Here is a 25770-nt window from a genome sequence, read left to right as displayed (position 1 = left end):
TCCTAACGGCGGATCGCCAGGCGCTGCTCGAAATACCGCAGCAGCATGGCAATGAAGTAACAGGCCGCGACATACAGCGCCGTGGTGACCAGCCAGGTTTCGATCACCCGGTAGCTCTCCACATTGATCTTGCGGGCGTAATAGGTCAGCTCGGGCACGGCAATCGCCGCCGCCAGGGAGGTGTCCTTGAACAGCGAAATGAAGTTGTTCGACAAGGCCGGCAACACGTTGCGCAGCATCACCGGCACGGTGACGTAGGCTTTCACCTGCCACTCGCCCAGGCCGATGGCCAGCCCCGCTTCCCGCTGTCCTTTGTGAATACTCATCAGCCCGCCGCGAAACACTTCGGTCAGGTACGCCCCGGCGTACAGCGAGAGGGTGATGACGAATGACGGCAGCTTGTCCAGGCGAATGCCCAGGCCCGGCAAGGCGAAGTAGATCAACAGGATCAGCACCAGGATCGGCGTATTGCGGATCACCGTGACATACACCGACGCCAGCACCCGCAAGACCCGGTGCTTGCTGAGCAGCGCAAATGCCATTGCCAGGCCGATCACGCACCCAATGGCGATCGACACCAGCGCCAGGGACAGCCCCAGGCCAAGCCCCGCCAGCAAGGTGTCGAAATCGCGCCAGACGGCGGCAAAGTTCAACTGATAATTCATGGTCGGCAGTACCTTCTCCGGGGCGCCCGCAAACGGCGCCCCGGGCTCACAGGGTCATTTGAATTCAACGGGGAAGCCGATCGCCGGCGACGGCAGATCTACACCGAACCACTGCTTGAACGACGCCGCATAGGTGGGGAACTCCACCCCGGTCATGGCTTCATGCAAGGTGGTGTTGACGAAGTTCAGCCAGTCCTGGTCGCCGCGCTTGACCGCGCAGGCATAGGTTTGCGGGCTCCAGGCGTAGGCCGGGCTGCGATAGCGACCAGGGTTCTGCACCATCAGGTACTTGACCGAGGACTGGTCGGTGGCGGCGGCATCGGCACGACCAGAGTTCACCGCCTGATACATCAGGTCGACGCTGTCGTACTGGTCGACCTTGGCCTTGGGCAGCGCCTGGTGCACCAGTTCTTCGGCATAGACGTTCTGCAGCACGGCCACGGTGACACCGTCGCCGGCGGCCTTGAGGTCTTCGATTTCCTTGTACTTGCTGTTGTTTGGCAGCAGCAGGCCCACCCCTTCACGGTAGTACGGCAAGGTAAAGGCCACTTGCTGGGCACGGCTGGCGGTAACGGTGATGAACTGGCAGCTCATGTCGACCTTGTCGGTCAGCAGGTTGGGAATCCGCGCGTCGGAAGACTGCACCACAAACTCGACTTTCTCCGGGTCATTGAACAGGCCCTTGGCGACCATCCGCGCGATGTCGATATCAAACCCCTGCAACTTGCCATCCGCTCCCTGGAAGTGCCACGGCGCATTGGTACTGCCCGTGCCCACGATCAATTTCCCCCGTTGCAGCACGCTGTCCAGCTTGCTGTCGGCCGCCTGAGCGACACCCATGGCAGCCGTCGTGGCCGCGAAGAGAAAAACACACGCTTTGAACAAGGAAGGTCGGCGTTGCATGGCAAGCACTCCAGGGTAAGTTTATTCCGCTATACCGGAACTAAGTATGTAACAACGGAATAGACAGCAGAAAGTGTGCCATAGGCTTGAGGGCCATGGGTGAGGAAAATGGAAAGTGAAGGAAATCAGGGGGATGGGGAAACAGACCTGCGGACGGCGGCGTCCGCGTGCAAATGCTGTTGCTACCGTTGGCCACGACGCACGGGTAACAAGGCCCCAAACCGGAGCTGCACCGGGTGGCACTGCACCGAAACGAAACGGACGTGCGCTAAACGCAGAATTGGCGTTGTGAATGAGTGCCTGTGGGAGCGGCTTGCTCGCGAAGGCGGCGTGTCAGTCAACCAAGAAGTTGAATGTAACGCCGCCTTCGCGAGCAAGCCCGCTCCCACATTATGTTCGGTGGTGTTATTGAAAGGTATGCGGCCTACTTGCGCTTGTAACTCTTACTACCGCCAGGCGTGAGGCAATACACCCCGCCCCGGGGCCCGACGCAATAATTGCCAGTGCCGCATTGGCAACCGTCAGAGGATTTGAGCAACGACTGCGGTCGAGCCTCATTGCGCAGCCCCAGCACCGCAGAACAGGACCTCTTCGAAGCGCTGATGGAGCCGTCGTTACACAGGAAGGTATCGCCATCACACCCGGCAATCCCACCCTTGCGTCCGGAACACGGTTGATTGGCGGCAACGGCCGAAGTACCCATGGCCAACAACAGGATTGCGACACTGGTGCGCAGTAAACCGGACATTCCGTGGCAGAGACTCATGACAGCTTCCTGGCTGATAGGTAGCCCTATGCTATCACCGGATAACTGCTGCACCTAACGTCCGCAAGCCGCTCTCGGCTTAAATTCCTGTATCGGAAAACAGACGACTTACCGCTTGGCAGCCGCCTCGTCATAAACCTGGCCACGCTCACGCTTACCAACGCCAATCACCGTAACGACCAGCAGATCGTCTACCACGCGGTAGACCAGTCGGTACCCTGCATTACGCAACTTAATCTTATAGGCATTGCCCAGTCCGTGTAGACGGTCCGCCTGGACATGTGGGTTCTCAAGCCGCTCCTCCAGCTTTTTCTTGAACTGTGCCCTTAAAGTTGCACCCAGCTTTTGCCACTCCTTCCATGCTTTGTCGGAAAATTCCAACTCATAAGTCATCGAGAGAAACCTTGATCGTTGAATCATTCTCTCGCTCGCGACAAAGAGCAACCAACTCCATGTCCTCAAGCCGGTCCATCATGGCTTCGTATTCCTTGGCAGGAACACAATAGAAAGCCGGCTCGTTCCGGTTGAGGATCGCTACAGATAATCCTCCACCAGCAGCAACGGTGCCCATTGGATTTTTCTTGAGTTCGGAAATGCTGGCTACCACTTGAGAAAGCACGATATGTGTCATGAGATAAGTCCTTAAGCACTCTTAATGGAGCTAAAAGTAGCACTCTAAAACATCTCTTGCCACCGCTCAGCGCCCGCAAAACCTCACCCTGGACAGCATCCGCAAATCCCCCTCGCGGTAATAGTCATCGCTCCAACTGTCGTCCACCGCCAGGGGTTTGACCTGCTTGAGCGCGAGTTTTTTCGCGAAATAGCGGAAGCGATAGTGTTCATAGAAACGCAACAGTTCCAGGCCGTAGCGGTCGGCCAGGTCGGTGTTGTCCTGGATGATCAGGTAGTTCTCGTCGTTGCCACTGCTGGCCGCGGCACTCAGGTTGTGGCTACCGCTGATGATCGTCGGCGTGTCGCTGGTGAAGTCGGTGACGATGGCTTTGGTGTGCACCAGCAGGTTGCCCTTCTGGCCTTTCATGTTTTCCCTGAGCCAGCCTTCCAGGCCGGTGTTGAGCAGTGCGGTGGCGGCGAATTCGGCGGTGCGGTCGGCATGGAAGCCGGTGATGCGGCTGGTGGTGTTTTGCAGGCCATAGCGCAGCACTTCATCATTGGGTTGACCGAGCAAGGCATCGAGAATTCGGTCAGGCAAGACGAATGCCGTGACGAATAGCAGGTCCTTTCGCGCGCCATTGATGATCTCGACGAAGCGGTCCAGGTCGCCTCCTCCCGTACGCGGCGAAAACCCGGCGAACAATGGCTCGTCCGGAGCCATTGGGTTGTTCCGGGTCAGCCACTGACGAGTGGCATCGACGTCCTGGGGTTCGGCCCAGATCTGTTCAAACACCTGGCGGTAACTGTCGCTGACCCGTGGATCATCCAGCACGTGGACAACGTTGGCCTGGCGGTAGACGCCGTTGGCGGTGAAGTTGGTGCTGCCGCACAGCACCGCTTCGGGTTGTAGCGCACCGCCGCCACCGACCTTGCTCAGCACGATGAACTTGTCATGAAAAATGTTGTGAGTGACCCGCCCACGCTTGTTGGCCGCTGGCAGTTTTTCGAGGTTGGCTTCGTTGCGTTGCGTGGTGTCATCGCCTGGTTCGGCGTGGTAAAGCACTCGGACCCGTGCCCCGCGAGCATGAGCGGCGTTGACCGCGTCGACGATCACCGGCAGTTCGTATTCGTAGATGGCGACATCCAAGGCCCAGTTGGCATCCAGGGCCCGGTCGATGAAACCGGTCAAACGTCCCAATAAGCCATTTTCCAGCCAGCGGCGCGGGGCGTCGGGCCAGTCATCGATGGAAAGTTTTTTGTTGGCACTGATCAACGCGTCCACTTCGGGAAACTTGCGCTGGAACGCCTGACTGGCGGCCACGGCACGATTGAAGATCACCCGTTGATTGGCCGGCTGCCCGTCGTCGCTGGTGATCGTGATTTCCAGGGCCTCCCCCAACTGCGGCGCATCGGGGCTGCCGTAGGCCAGGTGCACGCGGTAGTGCATTGTCACGCCAGGGTTGACGGCGTAGTCGGCCCAGCGAAATTTTTGCAACGGTGCCTTGTCGCTAGGCGTGGCGTGGAACTGGGGGAATGTGTGGGCCTTGTCGGGGAAGGTCAGGCTGTTGAACAGGAACAGCCAGGGTCTATCGCCCTGCTGCTTCTCGATGGCAAAACCCAGCAAGCCCTTGCGCCGGGATTCGGCCAGGTCCATGGCGAGCAGCACGCCGTTGGTGCCGGCATAGGCCTTGACCCGAAAATCGTCCTGGGGGTTGGTGGCGAGTACGCGCATGGTTCACTCCTGTGATGGACTGCCTGAGCATAGAGCAGTGATCCGGGTTAAGGGGACAAGTCCGGGACCGATGGGATGCCTTCGCGAGCAAGCCCGCTCCCACATCTGATCGTTGTGAACAGATAATGCTTGAACACCGCAGAACCCGTGTGGGAGCGGGCTTGCTCGCGAAGGCGTCCGACCAGGCACCTCACACTCAAGCCCATCACACCTCATCAATATGCCGATACTCAGCCCCCAACTGCCCCGCCAACTGCCGGGCCCGGCCCAGGCGAATCGGGCCGCGCTCGATGTCGATCAACAGGCACGGGCAATCCATGGAGGGCAGTGCCAGCCCTTCTTTCACTCGTCCATCGGTCATCAGCAACACCCGCTGCTGCTCCGCTGGGAAACGCTTGCGCCGGGCCGACAGCCAGCGTCCGGCCTCGCTCAGCGCCGCCAGCAACGGCGTACCACCACCGGCGCCCAGCCCATCGAGCCAGTCCCGCAGGCCGGCCGAGGCCTTGAGCCCCTGCACCTGCCAGTTCGGCACCGTGCCGCTGGCCGTCAGCAGTGCCACCCGAGCGCGTTGTCGGTAGGCGTCATCGAACAATTGCGCCAGCAGGCCTTTGCCATCGCAGAGGGCTCGATGCCGACGGGTCGAGGCCGAGGCATCGACGATGACCAGCCACAGCTCATGGGACGAGCGGTGGCGACCGTGAAAACGCAGGTCTTCATGCAGGCGCGGACGGCCATTGAGTAACGTGCCCGGCCAGTTCACCACACCGCTGACCGCCGCTTTGCTCCGGCCCTGACGGCCTTGGTCGAGTCGTCCGGCACGGGGTCTGGCATTCGCCCCCGCCGGTGAACGGGGGCGAATGCCTAGGGCTTTTTTGGCCAGCTCGGCACTTCACGCCGGGCCCCCGTGGGCAATGCCTGGGCCGGCAAATCACCCCACTGGCCCTGGCCTTCGTTGGGCTGAGCCGTTGCATTTGCAGGTGTTTGCGGCGCCTGGGACGGTGTCGGTGCCGAATGCCCACGTCGACGGTGACGCAAGGCAAACTCGGCGACTGCATCGATGTCTTCAGCGGCGATAGCCTGCGCCCCACGCCAGGCGGCATGGGCCCGGGCTGCCCTTAGCCAGACCAGATCGGCGCGCAAGCCATCGACCCCGGCGGCAAAACAGCGTTCGGTAATCTGCGCCAGTGCCGCATCATCCAGGGCAATCGCGGCCAAGCGGTTGCGCGCCTCCTGGCAACGTTCGCGCAGTTGCTGCTGGGCCATCTCCCACTCTGCGCAGAACCGCACCGGGTCATTGTCGAAATCCAACCGGCGTCGAATGATCTGCCCGCGCTCGGCGGGGGCGGTGTGACCGTCGAGGGCCACGTTCAGGCCGAAACGGTCAAGCAACTGCGGACGCAGTTCGCCTTCTTCCGGGTTCATGGTGCCGATCAACACAAAACGCGCCGGGTGCCGGTGGGAAATGCCGTCGCGCTCGATCAGGTTGGTGCCGCTGGCGGCCACATCGAGCAGCAGGTCCACCAGATGATCGGGCAGCAGGTTCACTTCATCGACGTACAACACGCCGCCGTCGGCCTTGGCCAGCACGCCCGGGGAGAACTGCGCACGCCCTTCTCCCAAAGCTGCGTCCAGATCGAGAGTCCCCACCAGCCGCTCTTCGGTGGCACCGAGGGGCAAGGTGACGAACTGACCACTGGCCAGCAGATCCGCCAGGCCCCGGGCCAACGTGGACTTGGCCATGCCCCGCGGACCTTCGATCAGCACGCCGCCGATTTTCGGATCGATGGCGGCCAGGCACAGGGCGAGTTTCAAGTCATCGGCGCCGACCACGGCGGAGAGCGGGAAATGGGGGGTGTCGGTCATGTTGATGTCTCATGAAATGTGCGAGGTTCCCTGTGGCGAGGGAGCTTGCTCCCGCTGGGGCGCGAAGCGGCCCCCAGAATCTGAGGTCCCAGTGTTGTTTCAGAATGACGACTGCTGCGCAGCCGAGCGGGAGCAAGCTCTCTCGCCACAACTGCGCGTCTGTCATCCTCATGTCAGCTGTCTTCTTCTATGTCCAACAACAAATTCTCCAGGGCCTGGCGATACTCGCCCGGCTCCTGCCACATTCCGCGCTGCTGCGCTTCGAGCATGCGCTCGGTCATGTCCCGCAGGGCGTCGGGGTTGTGCTGGCGGACGAAATCCCGGGTGTCCGGGTCGAGCAGGTACGCATCAGCCAGCAAAGCGTATTGGTGATCGTCGATCAACCGGGTGGTGGCGTCGAACGCGAACAGGTTGTCCACTGTCGCCGCCAGTTCGAACGCGCCTTTATAGCCGTGACGCTTGACCCCGTCGATCCACTTCGGATTCGCCGCGCGGGAACGGATGACGCGGTTGAGCTCTTCTTTCAAGGTGCGGATCTTCGGCAGATCCGGCTGGCTGTGATCGCCATGGTAACTGGCCGCTGCCGCACCGCTGAGGGTCTCTACCGCCGCCAGCATACCGCCCTGAAACTGGTAGTAATCGTTGGAATCGAGCAGGTCGTGCTCGCGGTTGTCCTGGTTCTGCAACACCGCTTGCACCTGGCTCAAGCGCCGGGAGAACTGATCGCGGGCGGCGCTGCCTTCATCGCTGGCGCCGTAAGCGTAGCCGCCCCAGTTCAGGTACACCTCGGCCAAATCCTCGCGGCTCTGCCACAAGCGACCATCAATCGCGCCCTGCACGCCGGCGCCATAGGCACCGGGTTTGGCGCCGAAGATCCGCCAGCCGGCCTGTCGGGCCGCAACCTCCGGCTCAAGGCCCGACGCCAGCAAGGCTTCGCGCTCGCTAAGCACCTTGGCCGCCAAGGGGTTCATGTCGTCCGGCTCATCAAGGGCAGCAACCGCCTGCACCGCCGCATCGAACAGGCGGATCAGGTTGGCGAAGGCGTCACGGAAGAACCCGGAGACCCGCAGCGTGACATCGACCCGAGGCCGGTCCAGCAGGCTCAAGGGCAGAATCTCGAAATCATCGACCCGCTGGCTGCCCGTGGCCCACACCGGGCGCACACCCATCAGCGCCATGGCCTGGGCGATGTCGTCGCCACCGGTGCGCATGGTCGCGGTGCCCCACACCGACAGGCCGAGCTGACGCAGGTGATCGCCGTGGTCCTGCAAATGCCGTTCAAGAATCAGGTTCGCCGACTGGAAACCGATGCGCCACGCCGTGGTGGTCGGCAGGTTGCGCACATCCACCGAGAAGAAATTGCGCCCGGTGGGCAACACATCCAGGCGTCCTCGACTCGGCGCGCCGCTGGGGCCGGCCGGCACGAAGCGCCCGCTCAAGGCATCGAGCAAGCCGCGCATTTCCGCCGGGCCGCAGGCGTCCAGGCGCGGGGCCACGACGCCGCGCAGGCTCGCGATGATGCTGCTCACCACCTCCCAGCCCGGTGCGTCGAGTTGCGGCACTTCACCGTTTAGCGCTTGCTCGATCAACTGCGCAGCAAACAACTCCAGGCGCTCGCGGGTATCGCCAGCGGTTCGCCAAGGTTCGGCGCTGGTCCGGCGCAACGCCTCGGGACAGTCGCCAGTCCAAGGCTCGGCCAAGGCACAATCCAGCGGATCGAAACCCAGCCCGAACGCCTTGGCCAGCGCCCGCAGCAGGCTCGACTGCGCGCCCTTGCCATCGCCACGGGGAATGCGCAGCAACGCCAGCAAGGTGTCGATACGCAGCCGTCCGCTGGGCGACTCGCCAAAAATGTGCAGGCCATCGCGAATCTGCGACTCCTTCAAATCACACAGATAGGTGTCCAGCCGCGGCAGCCAAGTTGCAGCGTCAGCGTCGTCGTCCAGTTGCAACTCGCGGTCGATGTGCGTCTCGCGCACCAGGTTGAGAATGTCCCGCTGCAGTTCCCGGGCGCGGCGCGGGTCGAGCAATTGCGCCTCGTAATATTCGTCGGCCAACAACTCTAGGTTACGCAGCGGTCCGTAGGTTTCGGCCCGGGTCAGCGGTGGCATCAAGTGGTCGATGATCACCGCCTGGGTCCGACGCTTGGCCTGGGCGCCCTCCCCAGGGTCGTTGACGATGAACGGATAGATATTCGGCAGCGGCCCCAGCAGCGCATCGGGCCAGCAATTCTCCGAGAGCCCGACGCCCTTGCCCGGCAGCCATTCGAGGTTGCCGTGCTTGCCGACGTGGATCACCCCGTGGACGCCGTAGGTGTGGCGCAACCAGAAATAAAACGCCAGATAGCCGTGGGGCGGCACCAGGTCCGGGTCGTGGTAGACCCCACTCGGATCGACTTGATAACCACGGGCCGGCTGGATACCGACGAAGGTCAGGCCCAGGCGCAGGCCGGCGACCATCAGGCGCCCTTCGCGGAACATTGGGTCTTTCTCGGGCGAGCCCCAACGCTGCAGCACTGCCTGGCGATTGGCCTCGGGCAATGCGTCGAACATGGCCTGGTAAGCGTCGAGGGCCAGGCTTTGGTGACAGGGTCGCACGTCGAGGCTGTCCAGGTCGTTGCTGACCCCGCCGAGCAATTGCTGAATCAGCGCAGTACCGCTCTCAGGCAGTTCGGCCGGCAGCGGATAACCCTCGGCCTGCATGGCCCGCAGGATATTCAGCGCCGCCGCCGGGGTGTCCAGGCCGACCCCATTGCCGATTCGCCCGTCCCGGGTCGGGTAGTTGGCGAGGATCAGCGCCACGCGCTTTTCGGCGTTGGGCAGGCGCGCCAGGGTGGTCCAGCGCCGGGCCAGTTCGGCGACAAAATCCATGCGTTCGGGCACGGCCCGGTAACAGACCACATCGCTCTGGCTGCGCTCGCTGCGCCAGGCCAGGTCCTTGAAACTGATGGGCCGGCTGATGATCCGCCCGTCCAGTTCCGGCAAGGCAATGTGCATCGCCAGGTCCCGCGGGCCCAGGCCCTGCTCGCTGGCGCGCCAGCCGGGTTCGTTGTCCTGGGCGCAGATCGCCTGGATCACCGGGATGTTGCGACGAAACGGTCGCAGATGCGGCGCTTCGGGGCTGGATTGGGCGAAACCGGTGGTATTGAGGATCACCCCGGCTTCGACCTCATCCAACCAATCTTCCACCCATGCCAGGCAACCGGGCTCCTTGAGGCTGGCCACGGCAATCGGCAGTGGATTGAGCCCCGCCACTTGCAGGCGCTGGCAGAACACGTCGATGAACGCGGTGTTCGCCGCTTGCAGGTGGGAGCGATAGAACAGCACCGCCGCCACCGGTCGATCGGCCTGCCAGTCGGCTTGCCAATCGCCGAGGCTGGCGCTGGTTTTTCGAGGGTGGTAGATCGCCGTGCGCGGCAGAGTTTGCGGCTCACGCCAGGGATAATCGCGGCCGAACCATTGGCTGCCCAAGTTGTGAAACAAGTCCAGGGCATTGCCCAGCCCGCCCTGGCGCAAGAACTGCCAGAGCCGGTCGCGGCCCTCTAAAGGCACGTTGCTCAAGTCGCTGAGCTCCGGGTCCGGACGATCGTCCCCCGGCACCAGGATCAGCTTCACCCCGCGCCCGGCCAGCTCCATCAGGCGCTCGATGCCGTAGCGCCAATAGCCAATGCCACCGTGCAGCGACAACAGGATGACCTTGGCGTGCCGCAGCACGTCTTCGAAGTACAGATCCACCGAAGCGTGGTTTTGCACCTGCATCGGGTTGGCCAGGCGAAATTCCGGATAGTCGTCTGGCAACTGCTTTGCGGCTTCGGCCAGCAGCGCCAGGCTGGAGTCGCCGCTGCACAGGATCACCAGTTCGGCGGGGGTTTGTCCCAGGTCGGCAATGTTGTCATCCGACACAAAGCCGCCGGGCTGGGTCCTGAGCAGGTGCATGGCTTAGGCGCTGAGGGCGGCGCGCAACTGCGCTTCAAGCAGCCCGGCATCGAGCGCCTGGCCGATCAGCACCAGACGGGTAACCCGCGCTTCATCGGCGCCCCACTGGCGGTCGAAATGCTTGTCGAAACGCGTGCCAACACCCTGGATCAGCAGGCGCATCGGCTTGTTCGGGATCGCCGCGAAACCCTTGACCCGCAGCACGCCGTGCTGGACCACCAATTGCGTCAGCGCGTCCAGCAGCAGGCTCTCGTCGGCCTGGGGCAACTCGATGGAAATCGAATCGAAAGCGTCGTGATCGTGGTCGTCTTCATCACCGTCATGGTGATGATCGTGATGACTGTGGCGGCCGTCGATGTGTTCTTCGGAGCCAGCGCCCAGGCCGATCAACACCTCCAGTGGCAGGCGACCGCTGCTGGCTTCGATGACCTTGACCGCCGGCGGCAACTCTTCGGCCACTTCCAGGCGCACTTTCGCCAGGTCTTCCGGGCTGATCAGGTCGGCTTTGTTGAGGATCACCAGGTCGGCGCTGGCCAGTTGATCGGCGAACAGCTCGTGCAGCGGTGATTCGTGGTCCAGGTTCGGGTCGAGTTTGCGCTGGGCATCGACCTGGTCAGGGAAGGCAGCGAAGGTGCCGGCGGCCACGGCTGGGCTGTCGACCACGGTAATCACCGCATCGACAGTGCATGCGCTGCGGATTTCCGGCCATTGGAAGGCCTGGACCAGCGGCTTGGGCAAGGCCAGGCCGGAGGTTTCGATGAGGATGTGGTCGAGGTCGCCACGTCGGGCCACCAGCTCGCGCATCACCGGGAAGAACTCTTCCTGCACCGTGCAGCACAGGCAACCGTTGGCCAGTTCGTAGACGCGGCCGTTGGCTTCTTCTTCGGTGCAACCGATGGAGCACTGCTTGAGGATCTCGCCGTCGATGCCCAGCTCGCCGAACTCGTTGACGATCACCGCGATGCGGCGGCCCTGGGCGTTGTCGAGCATGTGCCGCAGCAAGGTGGTTTTACCCGAGCCGAGGAAACCGGTGACGATGGTGACGGGAAGTTTGGCCAGTGTTTTCATCCGATGCCCCTTGGCAAAGTGGCGGGCAAACGGGACGACAACCGCAGGCAAGGCATGCGCGGAAGATTTCGCCACCGGATCACCCCGCCCGGTTGTAGTGAGAATCTGTCTCGAGGCAGGTCTCCTGGCTGACGGTGGGCCAGTCATTCGACTGGCAATGACTGCGCCTTCCCGTGCGCCCGGTGAAAAAGGGCATGCACAGTGGCCTTGCAGAAACAGCACCGTTCACAGTTGCGGGGGCAGCCGCGGCTTGGACCGCGTTCCCTTCTTAGCTTCGACACGTGCCGAAGAACCTCGAAGGCGCAAGGCTACGCAGGGTGTGGGGGCGGGTCAATGTCCGCAGGTAAGTTCTGTGGTGGCCTTGCCACCGTCATCGCGAGCAAGCTCGCTCCCACGTTGGTTGCTGGCGTACATAGAAATAACGATCACCACAAGTTCCCTGTGGGAGCGAGCTTGCTCGCGATTGGGCGCGACTCGGTGCCAGCCTGAAACCCCATGCCAATTGACGCCCCGCCCTCGCCCATGCTCTCCTGTGCGCCTAGTTACGGGTGCCCTTCACAGGGTGAAACGGGAAACCGGTGAATCGTGTGCTTTACTTCAAGGCCACGTCAGTCCGGTGCTGCCCCCGCAACGGTAAGCGAGCGAAGCGTCTGAACCACTGTGTCTGTCGACATGGGAAGGTGACGCTTGCAGGCCAGGCACAAGCCCGGCCCCTCGCAAGCCCGGAGACCGGCCCATGACTCAAGCATCAACAAACCCGCGGTGGGCGGGCGCTGTTCGAACCTTGGCGGGCTTGCGCCCGGGGTTTCATTGCGCTCGAATCACCCACTGAACAAGAACAGAGGGAAGCGCCATGTCGACCATCAGCAGCACCGCCCGCACCGCCAGCAGCACCACCACCTTGAGCCAACGCCTGAGCGCTGCGATCTTCGCCTCGATCCTGGGCGCCGGCCTGGTCTATTTCGCCGGTTTCTCCCACATCGAAGCCGTACACAACGCGGCCCACGACACCCGCCACAGCGCCGCCTTCCCGTGCCATTGAGACCTGACGACATGATCAAGCGTATCGCGCAGACCGCCGGTTTCAGCGGCTTGCTGGCCGCCCTGCTGCTGACCCTCCTGCAAAGTTTCTGGGTGTCGCCGCTGATTCTGCAAGCCGAAACCTATGAGAAAGCCCCGGCCGCCGAGGTTCATGAGCACGCCAATGGAGCCGCTCACACCCATGATGCCGAGGCCTGGGAACCGGAGGATGGCTGGCAGCGCGTGCTGTCTACCACCGGCGGTAACCTGGTGGTGGCGGTGGGTTTCGCCCTGATGCTGGCGGGCCTGTACACCTTGCGCGCACCGACTCGCACCTCCCAGGGCCTGCTTTGGGGCCTGGCCGGTTATGCCACTTTCGTTCTGGCGCCGACCCTCGGCCTGCCACCGGAACTGCCCGGCACCGCAGCAGCCGACCTGGCCCAGCGGCAGATGTGGTGGATTGGCACCGCAGCGTCCACGGCGGTGGGCATCGCCCTGATCGCCTTCGGCAGACATTGGCTGCTCAAGCTGCTGGGCGTGGCGACGTTGCTGGTGCCTCATGTCATCGGCGCACCGCAGCCGGAAGTTCACTCGATGCTGGCGCCCGAAGCGCTGGAAAGCCAATTCAAGATCGCCTCGCAAGTGACCAACGTCGCGTTCTGGCTGGCCCTCGGCCTGATCAGCGCCTGGCTGTTTCGCCGTGACGGTCAAGCCCAGCACGACGCATGAACAGCGGGCCGATCCTGGTGGTCGGCCTCGGCTGCCAGCGCGGCTGCCTGGCCAGCACGTTACGGGCATTGCTCGATCAGGCGTTGCTGGCCCACGGTATTGCGCTTGATCAGGTGCGGGCCCTGGCCAGTATCGACCTCAAGCGTGACGAACCGGGCCTGCTGGAACTGGCCGAACAACTGGCGCTGCCGCTGACTTGCTTCAGCGCCGAGCAGTTGGCCGATTATCGGGAGCGGCTCAGTCACCGCTCCGAGATCGCTTTCGAACGCACGGGTTGCTACGGCGTCGCCGAAAGTGCCGCCCTGGCCCTGGCCGACAAGCTGGGCACGACGCCTGCAACGCTGCTGATTCCTCGCCTGAGCGGTCCCATGAGCACCTTGGCATTGGCGCTCGCCTTGTAAATCCCGATAATCCGCACTCAGGATCATGAGCGATCTTCATCTGGGCGACGCTCACCCATCTTTCACAGGAGCCGGTCATGACCGTTTACTTCATCGGCGCCGGCCCCGGCGACCCGGAACTCATCACCGTCAAAGGCCAGCGGCTGATCCGCAGTTGCGCGGTGATCATCTACGCCGGCTCTCTGGTGCCGACGGCCGTGCTTGAGGGCCATCACGCCGAACAGGTGATCAACAGCGCCGAGCTGCACCTGGAACAAATCATCGAGCTGATCAAAACCGCACACCACAAAGGCCAGGACGTGGCCCGGGTACACTCCGGCGACCCAAGCCTGTACGGCGCCATCGGCGAGCAGATTCGTTGCCTGCGGGAATTGGAGATCCCGTTCGAGATCATTCCGGGCGTGACCGCAACCTCAGCCTGCGCCGCCCTGCTGGGTGCGGAACTAACCTTGCCGGACGTGTCCCAAAGCGTGATTCTCACCCGTTACGCAGACAAAACCGCGATGCCTGCGGGTGAGGAACTGAGCAGCCTGGCACAGCACGGGGCGACCATGGCGATTCACCTGGGGGTCAATCATCTGGAGAAAATCATCAGCGAACTGCTGCCCCATTACGGCGCGGATTGCCCGATCGCCGTGATTCACCGGGCCACCTGGCCGGATCAGGATTGGGTCGTGGGCACCCTGGCCGATATCGCCGCCAAGGTACAGGCCAAGGGCTTTCGCCGAACGGCGCTGATTCTGGTGGGGCGTGTGCTGGGTAATGATGTGTTCAGCGAATCGTCGCTGTATCGCGCCGGGCATGCGCATCTCTACAGGCCCTGACTCAATCAGCGAGAGCCAACCGGGATCCCCTGTGGGAGCGAGCTTGCTCGCGATAGCGGTGGATCAGCCAGCGGTGATGTTGAATGTGCCGACGCCTTCGCGAGCAAGCTCGCTCCCACAGGGATTGGCGGCGGTCGGATCTGCGCCCATAAAAAACGGTGCTCACGGGCACCGTTTCTTATATCCGCAGCGAACACCTATCAGTAGTAGGCGTTTTCTTTCTGCGTGTGGTCGGTCACGTCGCGCACGCCCTTGAGCTCCGGAATGCGTTCGAGCAAGGTGCGCTCGATGCCTTCCCTAAGGGTCACGTCAGCCTGGCCGCAGCCCTGGCAGCCGCCGCCGAACTGGAGCACGGCGATGCCGTCTTCCACTACGTCGATCAGCGAAACCTGGCCGCCGTGGCTGGCCAGCCCCGGGTTGATTTCGGTTTGCAGGTAGTAATTGATGCGCTCGTTGACCGGGCTGTCGGCGTTGACCATCGGCACCTTGGCGTTCGGCGCCTTGATGGTCAGTTGGCCGCCCATGCGGTCGGTGGCGTAGTCGACCACTGCATCGTCCAGGAACGCTTCGCTGAACGAGTCGATGTAGGCGGTGAAGCTCTTGAGCCCCAGCGCGGTGTCTTCGGGTTTTTCTTCCCCCGGCTTGCAGTAGGCAATGCACGTCTCAGCGTACTGGGTGCCGGGCTGGGTGATGAAGACGCGGATCCCGATACCCGGGGTGTTCTGCTTGGACAGCAGATCAGCCAGGTAATCGTGGGCGGCGTCGGTAATCGTAATAGCGGTCATGGGAACTCCTCGCAGGCTTGCCGGCAGTTTACGCCAATCATCGCGCCGGACAAAGTCCCAGTATTTTTGTCGGGAAAGCAACCGACGGTGGGCTCCTCACCGCCGGGCATGTCGATCAGAGGTTCTGGTAGCGATTCATGTCCAGCACACCGGCCTCCAGGGGCTCGGTCTCGCGGATGTACTGGCTCAAGTCGTGGAAGTATTCCCAGAACTGCGGGTGGCTGCGACGAATCCCCCAGCGCTCGACGATCCGCTCGAAAGCCTGGGCATCCGAGGCACGCTCCATTGCATCGACAAACGCTGGCACTTGCTCGGCCGGGATGTTGAAGATGAAGTTCGGGTAGCTACTGAGCAAGCCCGGGTACACCGTCAACGTATCGAGCCCCGGCTGGTAGCGCAGTTCCTCCCCCAACAGAAACGCCACGTTACTGTGGGCCCGGTTGCGCAGCAGGCTGTAGACCTCACGCTGACCGCTGGCGGTTTCGATTCGCAGCATGGTCGCTTCGGGCAACTGATTGATCACGCTGAGCCCCGCCGCCGGGCGCGACACCAGCCGACTGAGAGCCTGTTCGGCGTTCTGCAAGGTCGGGTCGATATTGGGCCGTGAACAGTAAGCCCCTTCACAGCGGTTGATTGGATCGGGGCGCGCGTTCAGTTCGCCATAACGGGCCAGCAATTGCTGGGCGAAATCGCGCTTGGGGTCGTGTTCGTCCAGCTTGAGCGCGGTCGGCTTGTCATCGTCGATGGACTCGTAATCGAGCCACATCTTGAATTTGCCACCGGCCTGATACCAATCGTCGAGATAACCTTCCCGGGAGTCAGCCGGCATCAGGCGCAGGAAATTCTGCTCCGCGCCATTGCGTATCAAGTCGAAGTACAGCCGGGTCTGGGCCTGATGGGAGACGTTGCCGAACACGTCGAAATTCACCGCCAACTGGTAATAGGTGCGCTCCAGCAACGGAAAGTCGAACAACCACATCGTCTGCGGCACTTCGCCGATCAAGCCCTTGGTGACCGAAGCACTGTCGAAGTTGCGAAAAATACTCAGCAACGCATTGTCGTTGCCGGCCCACAGCGTCGACCAGCTCGGCGCGGGTACCTCGGCGTAATTGTCGCGGCGCAAGGCTTCATATTCGTTACGTTTGTCCCGGTAGTCGAGCCAGAGACTGAGGACACTGCCCACATCGTCGTTCTGCCCCGGCATCGCCAGCAACGGCGTGGCCTGGCCGCGGTAGTTCGGGTCAGTGATGTACAGGTCATGTTCGGGGGCCTGGAACAGCGCCCAGAAATTATCGCGGATCACGTCGGTGGCGATCTGGCCCCGACATACCGGGCCGCGGATGAACGTGCGCACAAAATACTCGGCGTTATCGAGCATGAACTGATAGCGGGCCTGGGCGGGGATCGCTTCGAAGGTGGAAAACGGGTTGGCCCGGCGTTCCGGCCCATAGCCCGGCAATGCCGTGACCTGCCATTTGCCGCTGTAGAACAGACTCTTGATCCGCGCCATTTTCGCCGCGCTCAAGCCATAGGTGATGTGGGTCTTGTGCACGATCACCCCTTGCACCGGCCAGAGCCGGTAATACACCCGGGTGCCAGGGTCGTCGTTCGGGCGACGGGTGTTGATCAGGTCGATGGGCTGACCGGTGGGCGTGCGCGAACGCACCCACTGGAAGAAATGCCCCGACTCGCCATCCTTGAAATAGATGTGTGCCAGAAACCAGTGCTCAAACAACCAGCGGCCCACCAGGCTTTCCCGGGCACCTGGGGCATTAAGCAGATTCTCCCACTGCACCACCTGCAAGGCTTCGGCGGCACTCGGCGCCAGGGCCTGCTGATCGATGGGTGCGCCAGCCGCCAGCCAGCGCTGCAACGTCTGGTATTGCTGGTCGGTCAGGCCGGTAACGGCCAGGGGCATACCTTCCTTGGGGTGCGCGGCGGCGTATTCGTCGAATTGCCCGGGCATCGCGCAACTGTTCTCACGGTTCAGGCCCAGCACGATTTCCTCCGGCAGCTTGGCGTTAGGCTGCAACGGCGTGCGATGCCCCAGTTCCAGCATCCGTGCCATTAGCGCGGCCTGGCTGCCCTGGGCGTCGAGCACCGAATAGAAACCCTTGCGCTGCCAGGCCTGCGGGCCAGAGGCGTCATAGAACAAACGGGTCGGGTCGGCGGCCTGGCGGCGCTCGCCGTCGTATACCGATAGCTTGGTCGCGCCGCGGGCCGCGCCTTCGCCACTGCCCAGGTTCAACTGGCAGGCGGAGTCGTAGCACGCATGGCAAGCCACGCACTTTTGCGTGAAGATCGGCTGGATGTCACGGGTGTAGGAAAGCGCTGGAGCGGAATCCTTTGCCACTGCGGTAAAAGACAACAGCAGCAACAGACTGCCGAAGAAAACGCGATACGGCATGTCTCGGGTCCCTAAGAGATAATCCGGCGATTCTACCGGGCCAGCATCGCCTTGCAAACATGAGCGATATTCATGCAAAAGCCCACCATGATCAAATCCTGCACAGGTTTGCTATCATCCCGGCCTTCGTAATGGTCTTTTTTTCCAGGTAGTCCTATGTCCGATCGCAGCGCTCGCCTTTATCTTCTCCAGCAAGCCCTCAAGGAGCGCATCCTGATCCTCGACGGCGGCATGGGCACGATGATCCAGAGCTACAAGCTGGAGGAGCAGGACTACCGCGGCAAGCGTTTCGCCGACTGGCCGAGTGACGTCAAGGGCAACAACGACTTGCTGGTGCTGAGCCGCCCTGACGTAATCGGCGCCATCGAAAAAGCCTACCTGGATGCCGGTGCCGACATCCTGGAAACCAACACCTTCAACGCCACCCAGGTGTCCCAGGCCGACTACGGCATGCAGGCGCTTGCCTATGAGTTGAATCTGGAAGGCGCGCGCCTGGCCCGTAAAGTGGCCGACGCCAAGACCCTGGAAACCCCGGACAAGCCGCGCTTCGTCGCCGGCGTGCTCGGCCCGACCAGCCGCACCTGCTCGCTGTCGCCGGACGTCAACAACCCCGGCTACCGCAACGTGACCTTCGACGAACTGGTGGAGAACTACACCGAGGCCACCAAGGGCCTGATCGAAGGCGGTGCCGACCTGATCCTGATCGAAACCATTTTCGATACGCTCAACGCCAAGGCGGCGATTTTCGCCGTACAAGGGGTTTATGAAGAGCTGGGCGTCGAACTGCCGATCATGATCTCCGGCACCATCACCGATGCATCCGGCCGTACCCTGTCCGGCCAGACCACCGAAGCCTTCTGGAACTCCGTGGCCCACGCCAAGCCGATCTCCGTGGGCTTGAACTGCGCCCTCGGTGCCAGCGAGCTGCGCCCATACCTGGAAGAGTTGTCGAACAAGGCCAGCACCCACGTATCAGCGCACCCGAACGCCGGCCTGCCCAACGAATTCGGTGAATACGACGAGTTGCCGGTCGAGACCGCCAAGGTCATCGAAGAATTCGCCCAAAGCGGTTTCCTGAACATCGTCGGCGGCTGCTGCGGCACCACCCCGGCGCATATCGAAGCCATCGCCAAGGCCGTGGCCGGTTACGCACCGCGGCAGATTCCGGATATCCCTCGGGCTTGCCGCCTGTCGGGCCTGGAACCGTTCACCATCGATCGCAGCTCCCTGTTCGTCAACGTCGGCGAGCGGACCAACATCACCGGTTCCGCCAAGTTCGCCCGGCTGATCCGCGAGGACAACTACACCGAAGCCCTGGAAGTGGCCCTGCAACAGGTCGAGGCCGGCGCCCAGGTGATCGACATCAACATGGACGAGGGCATGCTCGATTCGAAGAAGGCCATGGTGACCTTCCTCAATCTGATCGCCGGCGAACCGGACATCTCCCGCGTACCGATCATGATCGACTCCTCGAAATGGGAAGTGATCGAAGCCGGCCTCAAGTGCATCCAGGGCAAGGGCATCGTCAACTCCATCAGCATGAAGGAAGGCGTCGAGCAGTTCATCCACCACGCCAAACTGTGCAAGCGCTATGGCGCCGCCGTGGTGGTGATGGCCTTCGACGAAGCCGGCCAGGCCGACACCGAGGCGCGCAAGAAGGAAATCTGCAAGCGCTCCTACGACATCCTGGTCAACGAAGTCGGCTTCCCACCGGAAGACATCATCTTCGACCCGAACATCTTCGCCGTCGCCACCGGTATAGAAGAGCACAACAACTATGCCGTGGACTTCATCAACGCCTGCGCCTACATCCGCGACGAACTGCCCTACGCGCTGACCTCCGGTGGCGTGTCCAACGTGTCCTTCTCGTTCCGCGGCAACAACCCGGTGCGCGAGGCGATTCACTCGGTGTTCCTGCTCTATGCGATTCGCGCGGGCCTGACCATGGGCATCGTCAACGCCGGCCAGTTGGAGATCTACGACCAGATCCCGGCGGAGCTGCGCGATGCCGTGGAGGACGTAATCCTCAACCGCACCCCCGAAGGCACCGACGCCCTCCTCGCCATCGCCGACAAGTACAAGGGCGATGGCAGCGTCAGGGAAGCGGAAACCGAGGAGTGGCGCGGCTGGGAAGTGAACAAGCGCCTGGAACATGCGCTGGTCAAGGGCATCACCACCCACATCGTTGAAGACACCGAAGAGTCGCGACAGTCCTTCAGCCGTCCGATCGAAGTCATCGAAGGCCCGCTGATGGCCGGCATGAACATCGTCGGCGACCTGTTCGGCGCCGGCAAAATGTTCCTGCCCCAGGTGGTGAAATCCGCCCGGGTGATGAAGCAGGCCGTGGCCCACTTGATTCCGTTCATCGAGGCGGAAAAAGGCGACAAGCCGGAGGCCAAGGGCAAGATCCTCATGGCTACGGTCAAGGGCGACGTCCATGACATTGGCAAGAACATCGTCGGCGTGGTGCTCGGTTGCAACGGCTACGACATTGTCGACCTGGGCGTGATGGTGCCGGCGGAGAAGATCCTGCAGGTGGCCAAGGAGCAGAAGTGCGACATCATTGGCCTGTCCGGCCTGATCACCCCGTCCCTGGATGAGATGGTGCATGTGGCGCGCGAGATGCAGCGCCAGGATTTCCATCTGCCATTGATGATCGGCGGCGCAACGACGTCCAAGGCCCACACGGCGGTGAAGATCGAACCCAAGTACAGCAACGACGCGGTGATCTACGTTACCGACGCCTCCCGCGCCGTGGGCGTGGCGACGCAGTTGTTGTCCAAGGAACTCAAGCCGGCGTTCGTCGAGAAGACCCGCCTGGAATACGTGGACGTGCGCGAGCGCACCGCCAACCGCAGTGCCCGCACCGAGCGCCTGAGCTACCCCGCCGCCGTGGCCAAGAAGCCGCAGTTCGACTGGAGCAGCTACCAGCCAGTCAAGCCGACCTTCACCGGTGCCAAGGTGTTGGACAACATCGACCTCAACGTCCTGGCCGAATACATCGACTGGACCCCGTTCTTCATTTCCTGGGACCTGGCCGGCAAGTTCCCGCGCATCCTCACCGACGAAGTGGTCGGCGAAGCCGCGACCGCGCTCTACGCCGATGCCCGGGCGATGTTGCGCAAGCTGATCGACGAGAAACTCATCAGCGCTCGCGCCGTGTTTGGCTTCTGGCCGGCCAACCAGGTGCATGACGACGACCTGGAAGTCTACGGCAACGACGGCAAGCCGCTGGCGCGCCTGCATCACCTGCGCCAGCAGATCATCAAGACCGACGGCAAGCCGAACTTCTCCCTGGCCGACTTCGTTGCCCCCAAAGACAGCGGCGTGACCGACTACGTCGGCGGTTTCATCACCACCGCCGGCATCGGCGCCGAAGAAGTTGCCAAGGCCTACCAGGACGCTGGCGACGATTACAACTCGATCATGGTCAAGGCTCTGGCCGATCGTCTGGCCGAGGCCTGCGCCGAATGGCTGCACCAGCAGGTGCGCAAGGAACATTGGGGCTACGCCCAGGACGAGAGCCTGGACAACGACGCCCTGATCAAGGAGCAATACACCGGCATCCGCCCTGCTCCCGGCTACCCGGCCTGCCCGGATCACACCGAGAAAGCCACCCTGTTCCGCCTGCTCGACCCCGAGGCCAGCGAACTGAAGGCCGGACGCAGCGGCGTGTTCCTCACCGAACACTACGCCATGTTCCCGGCGGCAGCGGTCAGCGGCTGGTACTTCGCCCACCCCCAGGCGCAGTATTTCGCCGTGGGCAAGATCGACAAGGACCAGGTCCAGAGCTACACCGCCCGCAAGGGCCAGGACCTGAGCGTGACCGAGCGCTGGCTGTCGCCGAACCTGGGTTACGACAGCTAAGTTCGCAGAGATTGGCTATGCTCTCCACACACGACCTTGTGTATGGAGAGCATCATGGACGAACCAACTGAAAACAAGGCGCCAACCCTCTGGCAAATGCTGCATAGCGTGGGGGCGGCGGCCTTTGGCGTGCAAAGCGGGAAAAACCGCGCCCGGGACTTTACCCATGGAAAGCCGAGTCACTTCGTGATCCTCGGCATCCTGTTTACGGTGATTTTCGGGTTGACGTTGTATGGGATCGTTAATTTGGTGTTGTACTTTGCGGGTGTGTGAACACTCAGTATCCACAGATCATTATGGACAGCTTGCCTGCAATCCGGACTGAGGCTAGCGACGCCCCAGACCATCGAGCGAGAAGGCATAGCGCTCGCCATCCGGGTGGGACACCAGGCTGAAGCGCTTGAAGTCCAGGCGATAGTCCTTGGCGGGATTCATCTTCAACCAGGCACGGGCCCGGGCCTGGTCGAGGGACTGCATCAGGTCGAGCTGCTGGTCGTAGCCGCCATGGCGCGCGAGGTCGACGCCCAGAGCGTGATCATGCAGCATGACCATGGCCCAGCCCCCCAGGCTGAAATGCCCGGTGAACAGAACGCTCAAGCGCCCATCGATACGTGCTTGAAGCGCCGGCCTGGAGCTGTTCATCGCACTGAACAACACATCCTTTCCCGGCTGGCGCCCCGCCTCCTCGAACGCTTGCATGGCGCCCAGGGCCATTTCATCGTTGGCGGACCAGACCAGCGCGGTCTGCGGATAGCGTTTGACCAACTGGCTCGCCTGCTCATAAGCCCGTTCACGGTTCCACTCGCCATAGACCAACTGGCGCAGACGCACCTGCGGGTGCTCGGCCAGCGCCCGGAGCAGCCCTTTCTCGCGCAGTTGCGCCGAAGGGGTGAGTTTTTTCCCGGAAAATGCCAGCAAGTCGAGGGTCTGCCCAGGCGCCAGCGGCCCGTGTTGGCGCAACAGCTCCTTGAGCATCAGGTAGCCGCTGCGTTCATCGTTGGGCACCAGGCTACCGAGCAGCTCGGAAGGCGGGGCACCATTCTCAGTCAGCAGGCGGCTTTGATCGCTGGTCAACGTGTTGTTCACCAGGAACAGCTTGACCCCACTGCCTTGGGCCAATTGCAGGATTCGCGGGGCGACATACTGCTCATTGACCAACACCAGATAGTCCGGACGGTCAGTCGCCGTAACCGCCTCGCGCGCCATGCGGATCATGGCCAGAGGATCGCGCTCGGCATATTCCACGCGCAGCCGCAGGCCCAGCCCGCTTGCCGCCGCTTGCATGAATTCGGTATAGCTGACCCAGAAAGGCTCCGTGGAATACCCCGGATTGAGGAACACTACCGAAGGAGCAGTCGATCTCGCCAGCGAAGCCTCGGTCGAGGAGGAAACCGTATTGGCGGCTTGGACCTGCGCCCAGAATGACAGGCATAACCACGCCAGTAGCCTGCAAATAAACTTCGACATCCCGCCCGCCCCGAATAATACGCCACCTAGTATAACGACCCAGGTGGCGAACGGGCACATGAACTCAAGACCTTCATGCGGCCTGCAACGGCTCGAGCTTATTGATGACTGACCCAGAACACTGCGGTGCCCACCACCAGGATAATCAGGAACAAAATGGCCCAGGCATCAACAGAACTGTCGCTTTTCCTTGCTTTGGTCGGATTGCTCATTGCATCGCCTCTTGTCGGTTTTATAGGTGATTGCATCGGGACTCGACCACAGTTAAGACGATGATTGCCCGCACGACAAATGTGGATTAGGCAATAATCAATCTCATTAGTCGATTTGGTTCTTTACATATACTCAAACATCACTTTTGCGCATAACCCAAAACAGGTATCTTGCACCGGCTCCTCTAGGAGTGCGCGGCCGTGCGCGCAGAATTGCCGAGGCAGAACCCGATTTCAGCGAGCCAACACGCAGCTGTTTCTGAGTCGGCCCAAGCCTGAGAACGAGACTTATATGTACGTATATGACGAGTACGATCAGCGGATCATCGAGGACCGCGTCAAGCAGTTCCGTGATCAGACCCGACGCTATCTGGCAGGCGAGCTGAGCGAAGAAGAATTCCGCCCTCTGCGCTTGCAGAATGGCCTGTATATCCAGCGCTTCGCCCCGATGCTGCGCGTCGCCGTGCCTTATGGCCAACTGACCTCGCGCCAGGTGCGCAAGCTGGCCCAGATTGCCCGCGACTATGACAAGGGCTACGCCCACATCAGTACCCGGCAGAACGTCCAGTACAACTGGCCGGCCCTGGAAGATGTGCCTGAGATCCTGGCTGAACTGGCCACCGTGCAGATGCACGCGATCCAGACCAGCGGCAACTGCCTGCGTAACGTCACCACCGATCAATTTGCCGGTGTCGCCGCCGATGAGCTGATCGACCCGCGACCATGGTGCGAGATCGTCCGTCAGTGGACCACTTTCCACCCGGAATTCGCCTACCTGCCGCGCAAGTTCAAGATCGCCATCAATGGCTCGACCTCGGACCGTGCCGCCATCGAAGTCCACGACATCGGCCTGGAGACGGTCTACAACGCCGCCGGCGAGTTGGGCTTCCGTGTGCTGGTGGGCGGCGGCCTCGGCCGTACGCCGGTGGTCGGCGCGTTCATCAACGAGTTCTTGCCTTGGCCGGACCTGCTGAGTTACCTCGACGCCATCCTGCGGGTGTACAACCGCTATGGCCGTCGCGACAACAAGTACAAGGCGCGGATCAAGATCCTGGTCAAGGCCCTTACGCCTGAAGTGTTCGCCGAGAAGGTCGAGGCCGAAATGGCTCACCTGCGCGGCGGCCAGACCACCCTGACCGAAGCCGAAGTCCATCGCGTGGCCAAGCACTTCGTCGACCCCGCCTACAAGGCCCTGAGCAATCAGGACGCCGAACTGGCAGCGCTCGACAAAGAGCATCCAGGCTTCGCCCGCTGGCGCACCCGCAACACCCTGGCCCACAAGAAGCCAGGCTATGTCGCGGTGACCCTGTCGCTGAAACCGACCGGCGTTGCACCGGGCGACATCACCGACAAGCAACTGGATGCCGTGGCCGACCTGGCCGAGCGCTACAGCTTCGGTCAACTGCGCACATCCCACGAGCAGAACATCATCCTGGCGGACGTTGAACAGAGCCAGTTGTTCACCCTGTGGGGCGAATTGCGCGAGCAAGGTTTCGCCACGCCGAACATCGGCCTGCTGACCGACATGATCTGCTGCCCCGGCGGTGACTTCTGCTCCCTGGCCAACGCCAAGTCGATCCCTATTGCCGAATCGATCCAGCGTCGCTTTGACGACCTGGACTACCTGTTCGACATCGGCGAGCTGGACCTGAACATTTCCGGTTGCATGAACGCCTGTGGTCACCACCACGTTGGCCACATCGGCATCCTGGGCGTGGACAAGAAAGGCGAAGAGTTCTACCAGGTCTCCCTGGGCGGCAGCGGTAGCCGCGACGCCAGCCTGGGCAAGATCCTCGGCCCGTCCTTTGCCCAGGACGACATGCCTGACGTGATCGAGAAGCTGATCGACGTGTACATCGAACAACGTACCGAAGACGAGCGCTTCATCGACACTTACCAACGTATTGGCATCGACCTCTTCAAGGAACGCGTCTATGCAGCGAATCATTAAGAACAACGAGGTCATCGACGAAACCTGGCACCTGTTGCCCAAGGATGCGTCCTTCGATGGCATCTCCAACTGCGACGACCTGATCGTGCCCCTGGCCCTGTGGCGCGACCATGCTCACGCCCTCAAGGCCCGCGACGGCGGCCTGGGTGTGTGGCTGGACGCCGACGAGGAAGCGGAAGAAATTGGTGATGACGCCAATCAGCTACAGGTCATCGCCCTGAACTTCCCGGCCTTCACCGACGGGCGCAGCTACTCCAACGCCCGCCTGTTGCGTGATCGCTATGGTTTCAAGGGTGAGTTGCGGGCGATTGGCGATGTGCTGCGCGACCAGCTGTTCTACATGCGTCGCTGCGGTTTCGACGCCTTTGCCTTGCGTGCCGACAAAGACCCCTATGAAGCCCTCGAAAGCCTCAAGGACTTCTCGGTGACCTACCAGGCTGCCACCGACGAGCCGCTGCCGCTGTTTCGTCGTCGCTGAAACCTGAGACATGAAAAAGCCCTGATCCGGGTGTTCCGGTTCAGGGCTTTTTTATTGGGGCATGAATTATGTCGAAATCCCGCAA

General features: G+C 62.1%; 21 protein-coding genes and 2 riboswitches. Of the genes, 8 read left to right on the top strand and 13 right to left on the bottom strand.

Annotated elements, in window-relative coordinates:
* Positions 1–2: 2 nt before the first annotated feature.
* The 10 genes from EPZ47_RS10635 to cobW all read right to left on the bottom strand — a co-directional run bounded on the left by EPZ47_RS10635 (position 3) and on the right by cobW (position 11544).
* Positions 3–665 carry an amino acid ABC transporter permease gene (locus tag EPZ47_RS10635; protein WP_135844723.1) on the bottom strand — a complete coding sequence of 221 codons (663 nt, stop codon included), beginning with the start codon at positions 663–665 and terminating at the stop codon, positions 3–5.
* 54 nt (positions 666–719) lie between these two features.
* A complete protein-coding gene (locus tag EPZ47_RS10630) occupies positions 720–1568 on the bottom strand; it encodes a transporter substrate-binding domain-containing protein (RefSeq protein ID WP_135844722.1) in 849 nt (282 codons plus the stop codon).
* 424 nt (positions 1569–1992) lie between these two features.
* The gene (locus tag EPZ47_RS10620) at positions 1993–2316 is read right to left on the bottom strand and encodes a YdcA family protein (RefSeq protein ID WP_420825048.1); all 324 of its coding nucleotides are present in this window, start codon (positions 2314–2316) and stop codon (positions 1993–1995) included.
* Positions 2317–2442: 126 nt separating this feature from the next.
* The gene (locus EPZ47_RS10615; protein ID WP_135844720.1) at positions 2443–2727 is read right to left on the bottom strand and encodes a type II toxin-antitoxin system RelE family toxin; all 285 of its coding nucleotides are present in this window, start codon (positions 2725–2727) and stop codon (positions 2443–2445) included.
* The gene (locus EPZ47_RS10610; RefSeq protein WP_135844719.1) at positions 2717–2965 is read right to left on the bottom strand and encodes a type II toxin-antitoxin system Phd/YefM family antitoxin; all 249 of its coding nucleotides are present in this window, start codon (positions 2963–2965) and stop codon (positions 2717–2719) included. The genes EPZ47_RS10615 and EPZ47_RS10610 overlap by 11 nt, the downstream gene beginning before the upstream one ends.
* A 66-nt stretch (positions 2966–3031) precedes the next feature.
* On the bottom strand, positions 3032–4678 hold the full coding sequence (locus EPZ47_RS10605) for a phospholipase D-like domain-containing protein (RefSeq protein WP_135844718.1): 1647 nt from the start codon (positions 4676–4678) through the stop codon (positions 3032–3034).
* Positions 4679–4883: 205 nt separating this feature from the next.
* A complete protein-coding gene (locus tag EPZ47_RS10600) occupies positions 4884–5438 on the bottom strand; it encodes a vWA domain-containing protein (protein ID WP_135847970.1) in 555 nt (184 codons plus the stop codon).
* Between the two features lie 101 nt (positions 5439–5539).
* Positions 5540–6541 (bottom strand): magnesium chelatase ATPase subunit I, encoded by a 1002-nt coding sequence (locus tag EPZ47_RS10595; protein ID WP_135844717.1) that lies wholly within the window; start codon positions 6539–6541, stop codon positions 5540–5542.
* 173 nt (positions 6542–6714) lie between these two features.
* Entirely contained in the window at positions 6715–10476 is a 3762-nt protein-coding gene (cobN, locus tag EPZ47_RS10590) for a cobaltochelatase subunit CobN (protein WP_135844716.1), read from the bottom strand.
* Between the two features lie 3 nt (positions 10477–10479).
* Complete coding sequence (cobW, locus tag EPZ47_RS10585) at positions 10480–11544, bottom strand: cobalamin biosynthesis protein CobW (protein WP_135844715.1); 1065 nt, start codon at positions 11542–11544, stop codon at positions 10480–10482.
* Between the two features lie 97 nt (positions 11545–11641).
* Positions 11642–11856, bottom strand: a riboswitch (cobalamin riboswitch).
* 217 nt (positions 11857–12073) lie between these two features.
* Positions 12074–12296, top strand: a riboswitch (cobalamin riboswitch).
* Positions 12297–12397: 101 nt separating this feature from the next.
* Here cobW and EPZ47_RS10580 point away from each other — a divergent pair.
* From EPZ47_RS10580 to cobM, 4 genes are all read left to right on the top strand, one after another.
* The gene (locus EPZ47_RS10580) at positions 12398–12586 is read left to right on the top strand and encodes a CbtB domain-containing protein (RefSeq protein ID WP_025214547.1); all 189 of its coding nucleotides are present in this window, start codon (positions 12398–12400) and stop codon (positions 12584–12586) included.
* Between the two features lie 11 nt (positions 12587–12597).
* Positions 12598–13293, top strand: a complete 696-nt coding sequence (locus EPZ47_RS10575) for a CbtA family protein (RefSeq protein WP_135844714.1) — start codon at positions 12598–12600, stop codon at positions 13291–13293.
* On the top strand, positions 13290–13694 hold the full coding sequence (locus EPZ47_RS10570) for a cobalamin biosynthesis protein (protein ID WP_135844713.1): 405 nt from the start codon (positions 13290–13292) through the stop codon (positions 13692–13694). Before EPZ47_RS10575 ends, EPZ47_RS10570 begins: the two co-directional genes overlap by 4 nt.
* A 77-nt stretch (positions 13695–13771) precedes the next feature.
* On the top strand, positions 13772–14518 hold the full coding sequence (gene cobM / locus EPZ47_RS10565; RefSeq protein WP_135844712.1) for a precorrin-4 C(11)-methyltransferase: 747 nt from the start codon (positions 13772–13774) through the stop codon (positions 14516–14518).
* A 200-nt stretch (positions 14519–14718) separates the two neighbouring features.
* On the opposite strand, the gene nfuA is transcribed toward cobM, so the two are convergent.
* A complete protein-coding gene (gene nfuA / locus EPZ47_RS10555; RefSeq protein WP_135844710.1) occupies positions 14719–15303 on the bottom strand; it encodes a Fe-S biogenesis protein NfuA in 585 nt (194 codons plus the stop codon).
* 115 nt (positions 15304–15418) lie between these two features.
* The gene (locus tag EPZ47_RS10550; protein ID WP_135844709.1) at positions 15419–17710 is read right to left on the bottom strand and encodes a fatty acid cis/trans isomerase; all 2292 of its coding nucleotides are present in this window, start codon (positions 17708–17710) and stop codon (positions 15419–15421) included.
* Between the two features lie 156 nt (positions 17711–17866).
* Here EPZ47_RS10550 and metH point away from each other — a divergent pair, with 156 nt between their 5' ends.
* Together metH and EPZ47_RS10540 are read left to right on the top strand one after the other, a co-directional pair.
* On the top strand, positions 17867–21577 hold the full coding sequence (gene metH, locus EPZ47_RS10545; RefSeq protein WP_135844708.1) for a methionine synthase: 3711 nt from the start codon (positions 17867–17869) through the stop codon (positions 21575–21577).
* Between the two features lie 54 nt (positions 21578–21631).
* A complete protein-coding gene (locus EPZ47_RS10540) occupies positions 21632–21850 on the top strand; it encodes a DUF2970 domain-containing protein (protein ID WP_135844707.1) in 219 nt (72 codons plus the stop codon).
* A gap of 54 nt (positions 21851–21904) precedes the next feature.
* Here EPZ47_RS10540 and EPZ47_RS10535 read toward each other — a convergent pair whose 3' ends face one another.
* Positions 21905–23044, bottom strand: coding sequence for an ABC transporter substrate-binding protein (locus EPZ47_RS10535; protein ID WP_135844706.1), 1140 nt, complete (start codon positions 23042–23044; stop codon positions 21905–21907).
* Between the two features lie 504 nt (positions 23045–23548).
* Between EPZ47_RS10535 and EPZ47_RS10530 the strand changes: the two genes are divergently transcribed.
* Together EPZ47_RS10530 and EPZ47_RS10525 are read left to right on the top strand one after the other, a co-directional pair.
* Positions 23549–25207: a nitrite/sulfite reductase gene (locus EPZ47_RS10530; RefSeq protein ID WP_135844705.1), complete on the top strand. Its 1659-nt coding sequence runs from the start codon at positions 23549–23551 to the stop codon at positions 25205–25207.
* Positions 25191–25685, top strand: a complete 495-nt coding sequence (locus tag EPZ47_RS10525) for a DUF934 domain-containing protein (protein ID WP_123413203.1) — start codon at positions 25191–25193, stop codon at positions 25683–25685. The genes EPZ47_RS10530 and EPZ47_RS10525 overlap by 17 nt, the downstream gene beginning before the upstream one ends.
* Positions 25686–25770: the final 85 nt, after the last annotated feature.

The organism is Pseudomonas viciae, assembly GCF_004786035.1.
GTDB classification, from domain to species: Bacteria; Pseudomonadota; Gammaproteobacteria; order Pseudomonadales; family Pseudomonadaceae; genus Aquipseudomonas; species Aquipseudomonas viciae.
The sequence above is the reverse complement of the archived record's forward strand: the minus strand, read 5'-3'. Positions and strand labels throughout refer to the sequence as shown.

Coding starts and splice junctions, on each gene's coding strand:
- EPZ47_RS10635 (WP_135844723.1), bottom strand. CDS start 665: ATGAATTATCAGTTGAACTTTGCCGCCGTCTGGCGCGATTTCGACACC.
- EPZ47_RS10630 (WP_135844722.1), bottom strand. CDS start 1,568: ATGCAACGCCGACCTTCCTTGTTCAAAGCGTGTGTTTTTCTCTTCGCG.
- EPZ47_RS10620 (WP_420825048.1), bottom strand. CDS start 2,316: ATGTCCGGTTTACTGCGCACCAGTGTCGCAATCCTGTTGTTGGCCATG.
- EPZ47_RS10615 (WP_135844720.1), bottom strand. CDS start 2,727: ATGACTTATGAGTTGGAATTTTCCGACAAAGCATGGAAGGAGTGGCAA.
- EPZ47_RS10610 (WP_135844719.1), bottom strand. CDS start 2,965: ATGACACATATCGTGCTTTCTCAAGTGGTAGCCAGCATTTCCGAACTC.
- EPZ47_RS10605 (WP_135844718.1), bottom strand. CDS start 4,678: ATGCGCGTACTCGCCACCAACCCCCAGGACGATTTTCGGGTCAAGGCC.
- EPZ47_RS10595 (WP_135844717.1), bottom strand. CDS start 6,541: ATGACCGACACCCCCCATTTCCCGCTCTCCGCCGTGGTCGGCGCCGAT.
- cobN (WP_135844716.1), bottom strand. CDS start 10,476: ATGCACCTGCTCAGGACCCAGCCCGGCGGCTTTGTGTCGGATGACAAC.
- cobW (WP_135844715.1), bottom strand. CDS start 11,544: ATGAAAACACTGGCCAAACTTCCCGTCACCATCGTCACCGGTTTCCTC.
- EPZ47_RS10580 (WP_025214547.1), top strand. CDS start 12,398: ATGTCGACCATCAGCAGCACCGCCCGCACCGCCAGCAGCACCACCACC.
- EPZ47_RS10575 (WP_135844714.1), top strand. CDS start 12,598: ATGATCAAGCGTATCGCGCAGACCGCCGGTTTCAGCGGCTTGCTGGCC.
- EPZ47_RS10570 (WP_135844713.1), top strand. CDS start 13,290: ATGAACAGCGGGCCGATCCTGGTGGTCGGCCTCGGCTGCCAGCGCGGC.
- cobM (WP_135844712.1), top strand. CDS start 13,772: ATGACCGTTTACTTCATCGGCGCCGGCCCCGGCGACCCGGAACTCATC.
- nfuA (WP_135844710.1), bottom strand. CDS start 15,303: ATGACCGCTATTACGATTACCGACGCCGCCCACGATTACCTGGCTGAT.
- EPZ47_RS10550 (WP_135844709.1), bottom strand. CDS start 17,710: ATGCCGTATCGCGTTTTCTTCGGCAGTCTGTTGCTGCTGTTGTCTTTT.
- metH (WP_135844708.1), top strand. CDS start 17,867: ATGTCCGATCGCAGCGCTCGCCTTTATCTTCTCCAGCAAGCCCTCAAG.
- EPZ47_RS10540 (WP_135844707.1), top strand. CDS start 21,632: ATGGACGAACCAACTGAAAACAAGGCGCCAACCCTCTGGCAAATGCTG.
- EPZ47_RS10535 (WP_135844706.1), bottom strand. CDS start 23,044: ATGTCGAAGTTTATTTGCAGGCTACTGGCGTGGTTATGCCTGTCATTC.
- EPZ47_RS10530 (WP_135844705.1), top strand. CDS start 23,549: ATGTACGTATATGACGAGTACGATCAGCGGATCATCGAGGACCGCGTC.
- EPZ47_RS10525 (WP_123413203.1), top strand. CDS start 25,191: ATGCAGCGAATCATTAAGAACAACGAGGTCATCGACGAAACCTGGCAC.